General features: G+C 32.4%; 3 protein-coding genes and 2 pseudogenes. 2 read left to right on the top strand and 3 right to left on the bottom strand.

Annotated features, from left to right (window positions below; translation table 11 throughout):
• On the top strand, nucleotides 1-1,737 hold a 1,737-nt coding region (locus tag GFJ36_RS11825; RefSeq protein WP_157349575.1), incomplete at its 5' end, for an ABC transporter permease.
• A gap of 74 nt (nucleotides 1,738-1,811) precedes the next feature.
• Here the strand turns inward: GFJ36_RS11825 and GFJ36_RS11820 are convergent.
• Nucleotides 1,812-2,102: pseudogene (locus GFJ36_RS11820) on the bottom strand (IS3 family transposase); the annotation flags it as partial.
• 126 nt (nucleotides 2,103-2,228) lie between these two features.
• Between GFJ36_RS11820 and hfq the strand changes: the two are divergent.
• Nucleotides 2,229-2,417, top strand: coding sequence for an RNA chaperone Hfq (hfq, locus tag GFJ36_RS11815; RefSeq protein ID WP_157349573.1), 189 nt, complete (start codon nucleotides 2,229-2,231; stop codon nucleotides 2,415-2,417).
• A gap of 249 nt (nucleotides 2,418-2,666) precedes the next feature.
• On the opposite strand, the pseudogene GFJ36_RS11810 reads toward hfq, so the two are convergent.
• Together GFJ36_RS11810 and GFJ36_RS11805 are read right to left on the bottom strand one after the other, a co-directional pair.
• Nucleotides 2,667-2,947 (bottom strand): annotated as a pseudogene (locus GFJ36_RS11810) (Tn3 family transposase); the annotation flags it as partial.
• A 217-nt stretch (nucleotides 2,948-3,164) separates the two neighbouring features.
• Nucleotides 3,165-3,654, bottom strand: a 490-nt coding sequence (locus GFJ36_RS11805) for a LysE family translocator (protein WP_242015970.1), incomplete at its 5' end; no start/stop codon positions are given.

Genomic DNA, 3,654 nt, shown 5'->3' with positions numbered 1-3,654 from the left:
ATGAATGAAGCCTTTATTAAGGCGAATTCAATGATTAATTCCATTGAATATGTCTTTCTAATTGGTTCGTTTTTATTAGCGATCATCACCTTCTTTTATATTTTATATGCGAATTCATTTTTACTATCACTAAGGCAAAAAGAGTTCGGTATGTATATGATGTTAGGAGCAAAAAAACACAAAATTACACTACTGATGTTTATGGAAACGTTAGTACTTGGAATAACTTCACTTATTATTGGTATTGGATTAGGTATAGGTCTTTCTAAAGGGATTGGGCAACTCCTGATGAAGGAATTAGAGTTTGCTTCTAATGGATACCATGCATTCTACGTTCCATCTATGCGTGTCACAGCAGTATTTTTCTTAATTCTGTTTTTCTTGGCTGCAATTATGAATACTGCAAAATTATCCCGTATTACAATATTACAACTTGTTCATTCTGATACAAAAATAGACAAGCCTTCTACAAAAGGGGTAAAAACATTTTTTGCAGGAGGAATTGGCGTTATTTCATTAGCTATTGGATATGTAGTATTAATAAACATAGAAGATTTAGGGTTAGGTGGACTGCCTATAGCTGCAGTACCAACGACATTAGGAACATACCTTATTTTTATGTTCATATTACCGCCTGTCATTAAATTGTGGAAACGAAATAAGCACTTGAATGAAAAAGGACTGAATTCCTTTACGTTCGCTCAGCTAGGCTTTCGTATGAATGACTTAACAAAAGTACTAGCAACTGTAGCAATGTTAATTGCATTTGCTGTTGGAGCAATTACGGGGGGGATGGCCTTTAAAAATAACGTAGGACTTACTGTTGATACGAATAATATATATGATGTAGCAATTCATAATCCAGCAGCGGCTGAGAAAAAAATATTAGGCGATATCAAATTTAAAGAAAAAAATGAATATCGTTACAAAGTAGATCGAAAGTTTGTTTATTATTTAAAAGAGGATCTAGAGAAAAATCGACCTCTCATACAATTTGGATTCGAGAAAAAAGATTCTACTCAAGTTAAACGTATTACAAGTGATCTTCCAGTCGGGGCAATTGTAGAAATGGGTACACAAAAGGTAGATAATGGACCAGTTCTCTCGGAAGAATGGATTAGTGTATTTAATGAGTTACAACCACGTTACTTATATCAACAACAGCATATTAAAATTGTAGATCAAAAAATGTACAATCAAATCCAAAGTAAAGAGCAGTATGTTGTCATTGGCAAAACGAATGATTTTGAAACATATAAAAAAGAATGGAAAGAACTTGACCAGTTACAATTAACAAAGTATAAATATTTGAAAAAAGAACAGCTAGAAAGTAAATATAGTTATTATGAAGCTATATACGGCTTTACAAGTGGAACTGTATTTATGGGCTTCTTCTTAGGAATTGCTTTCTTAGCAATGATGGCGAGTTGCTTAATGTTCAAAATACTTTCTGGTGCAACAAAAGATATGAAACGATATCAAATGCTACGTAAAATAGGAGTTCGTCGTGAACTATTAACAAAGTCCATTTATAAGGAGCTATTGTTAGTATTTTTATTCCCAGCCATTGTCGGTATTGCACATGTATTTATCGGAATGAACATGTTCTCATTCATTATGGTTGATCCGTATTTCCGTATTTGGCTTCCAATGGTGATTTTCATAGTGATCTACGCTACTTATTACCTTATTACAGTTCAGTTGTATAAAGGTATAGTGCTTCCAAAAGAGAAGTAATTTACGAAAAAAGCTGATGACAAGGTGAACTGTATCCTATAAAATGGACAGTTTAATAAGAAGACCTTTAAAAATTAGGCACTTAGAAGATGGTTCCGGTATTGTACCGGGGCCATTTTTTGGAGTGTCCATTGATAACGATCATAATTATAATCTTGCATATAACCCTCTATTACCTGCCCAAGAGATTGGAACGTTTGACAACACTTATAGTCTAATTCATCTTCCATATGACCAAAAAAGGATTCCATTGGAGCGTTATCTAGGCAGCTTCCTCTACGTGACATTGATTGTCTAATGCCCATCTCCTTTACACGGCGCTGAAATTCTGGGTGCGTGTAGTGGATACCCTGATCAAAATGCAATTATCTAAATAAAATAGGAAATGGTTTAGAAAAATAGAAAGTGAATGAGAATCACAAATATCTAACAATGAAAAGCAGCAGGTATTTGAAGAAAAGTAAATACAAACAAACCAGGGGGCGTATTTCATGTTTAATTTTCAAGAAGATATGTATGAACAATTGAAAAAGAAAAAAGGGGCTGTTACTGTATTTTTAAAGAATGGCGTTCCAGTGCGTGGGCAGATCCTTGCAACAGATAAATTTACAGTCCTTATGATGATTCATGGTAAGCAACAACTGATTTACAAACAAGCAATTTCCACTATTATCAAGTAATTCTTTTTCCTTCGAGGGGAGAGGCCAATGCAGCAAAAAAAAGAAGATTGAGATCAATCTTCTTTAAAGTGAAGGAATAGATGACAGATTACTACTTCAACTTCTAATCAATTATAATTAAGTATGTAATAATGTTCAAGTCGTTCGAAATTTTCTCAATTTATTTGTATTATTTTTAAATGGGGTACCGCCGAGATACGTGTAAAAATAGGTCATAGACTTACTTTTTTCAACTATGACCTATTGAGTTTATAAAGGGATTGCTTCTTCTATTGGTTGGGGGATTTTCTGTAAATCAATTACATAATGCCCAAAGCGTTTTATATGCCTAGTCATATAAGGACTTAGCCTTTCTAAATCTTGGCGTGAAAAGCGATAACCTTCTTTTTTAGTTGCCATAAAATTATAGTGATATCTACTACATTTTGAAAAATTACAGAATTGGTGATTAAATCATTGTATTTAATACGTTTTTCTTGTTCGATTGGATCGTTTTCCGTAATAATACCATCGCGGCAAAAAAACAACCATCATGATATAGAGGCAAATATAAAGAACATGTTAATTAAAACATGTTCTTATTTAATATAATCGATTCACTTCTTTATAAAAATTTTGGTTATTTTATTGAAGCTTATTCCACAAACACACCTGTTTGTTAACTTTTTTACTGTTTGAAAGCCATACTTTTTATATTGATTCATTTATTGGAAAAACTGAAAGTTTTAAAATCTCTCTATTACATAGTTATTTTTGAAAAAATAGCCTAACTCCAAATACTAATAATACTGTGCCAGCAATACCCTCTATTGTACGGTTCACTTTTTCTTTTCTTAAAAAAGTTCTTAATTGACGTATTAGAGAGATATAAAGTAAATACCATATTGCTGTCAAAGTCGTAAATGTGAGTCCCAACAAAAGAAATTGGAAGAAATGACTTTGATTACTCACAATAAATTGGGGTAGAAAACTAAGGAAAAATACAGCCGTTTTTGGGTTTAAGATTGCCGTGGTAAATCCTTGTCTAAAACTTTTAACCGTTCCAATATCCTTAGAGTTTATTTCCACTGAACCTGACATATCTTCTTTTTTAGAAAAGGCACTTTTAATTGACTTTACAGCTAAATAAATTAAATAAAATGCCCCAGCATATTTTATTAATGTAAATAGCATAGCAAATTTCATTAAGATAGCAGAGAGTCCTAGTGTAGCCATTATTGTATGAATCATCATTCCA

The sequence above is a fragment of the Bacillus sp. EE-W1 genome, assembly GCF_009760835.1.
In the GTDB taxonomy this organism is placed as follows: domain Bacteria; phylum Bacillota; class Bacilli; order Bacillales; family Bacillaceae_G; genus Bacillus_A; species Bacillus_A wiedmannii.
This window is presented reverse-complemented; position numbering and strand designations above follow the sequence as displayed.

What these genes read in the sequence shown, in the direction of transcription:
- hfq (WP_157349573.1), top strand. Translation starts at nt 2,229, where the DNA reads ATGTTTAATTTTCAAGAAGATATGTATGAACAATTGAAAAAGAAAAAA.